Below are 1087 nucleotides of genomic sequence, written 5' to 3' on the forward strand. Positions count from 1 at the left end.
ATTGCAGCTTGGGCGTTCGCAAAGAGCTCACCTAAAATGGAAAAGTGGTTATACAACCATCCATGGTTTGGTAAGTTCTTAACCAATTGGAATAAGAAACGGGTATTTCCTACTAGAGGAAAATACCTAATGGTAGCAGTGATGGCTTCAACACTGGTCTTTACATACTACTTTACAGCAAACCTTAACGCAATCTTATGGAGCGGCGGCTTCATGGTATTGGTAGCAATATGGGCATGGAGATATCCAGGCTCTGTTGAAGAATACAATCGAAGAGTTAAGGCTGGCGAAAAGATAGCGTGGCTGAAATAATCAAATATATGCGTTCCAGCTAGGATGTGCTATCTGCATGTCTAACCTTTTACGCTTGTCAACAAGTTCATAATAATCAGGCGCATATGGAGTATGGATAGGCTTCATATGCGTTTTATTTCCTTTGCGTGTATTACAAGGCCCGCAGGCGGCAACAATGTTTTCCCATTTCGTGCGGCCACCTTTGCTAAGAGGTAGCACATGATCAAGAGTTAGGTTATTTTTTGTATAAGGGGTGTTGCAATATTGGCAGGTGTAAAGGTCGCGTATGAATAAGTTGGCTTTTGAAAATCTAGGCCGTCGCCGTCGCCTTTGCATTTCTTTCAACATTATAACAGCAGGTACTTTTGTTTCCCAACTAGCACTATGCACCATCCAATCATCATACCATTCAAGAACAGTCACTTTGTCTAACCATAGATAGGTTATTGCTTCTTTCCATTTGATAGCGGATAAGGGTAGATATGAAACAGGCTGTGCGTCTGCATTTAACAAAAGGGTATGTCCCAAGTTGCTATTCCTCTTCTATAAAAGTATTTATATTATGCTGGATGAGGTATACAAACCGCTTGCATACCTTGTGGGAAATAACCTGGTTTCCCTGATGCTTCTTGTCCAAGTGCATCTCTTGCGTGAAAACATTCAAACAAACTGTCATAGGTCCACCAGCCTTCTACAAATGGCTCAATGTCTTGAGAGCTTGAATTTAACATTAAACTAATGAGAACAAGTTTATACATTAGATAGATTTTCCTTCTTCATTTTCGCCTTGCAT

Annotated in this window: 3 protein-coding genes; 1 reads left to right on the forward strand and 2 read right to left on the reverse strand. The window is 40.6% G+C overall.

Annotation, left to right across the window (positions count from 1 at the left end; all coding sequences use genetic code 11):
* Positions 1 to 312 (forward strand): YbaN family protein (locus AAFM34_RS20670; RefSeq protein ID WP_341666119.1); only part of this gene is annotated, 312 nt, incomplete at its 5' end.
* Here AAFM34_RS20670 and AAFM34_RS20675 read toward each other — a convergent pair.
* Together AAFM34_RS20675 and AAFM34_RS20680 are read right to left on the reverse strand one after the other, a co-directional pair.
* Positions 313 to 822 carry an HNH endonuclease gene (locus AAFM34_RS20675; protein ID WP_341666121.1) on the reverse strand — a complete coding sequence of 170 codons (510 nt, stop codon included), beginning with the start codon at positions 820 to 822 and terminating at the stop codon, positions 313 to 315.
* A gap of 32 nt (positions 823 to 854) precedes the next feature.
* Positions 855 to 1052: a hypothetical protein gene (locus AAFM34_RS20680; RefSeq protein WP_341666123.1), complete on the reverse strand. Its 198-nt coding sequence runs from the start codon at positions 1050 to 1052 to the stop codon at positions 855 to 857.
* Between the last annotated feature and the right edge of the window lie 35 nt (positions 1053 to 1087).

The organism is Vibrio sp. (assembly GCF_038138445.1).
Lineage (GTDB): Bacteria > Pseudomonadota > Gammaproteobacteria > Enterobacterales > Vibrionaceae > Vibrio.

Bases quoted from the DNA above. Each gene is read 5' to 3' on its own strand.
- AAFM34_RS20680 (WP_341666123.1), bottom strand. From the start codon at position 1,052: ATGTATAAACTTGTTCTCATTAGTTTAATGTTAAATTCAAGCTCTCAA.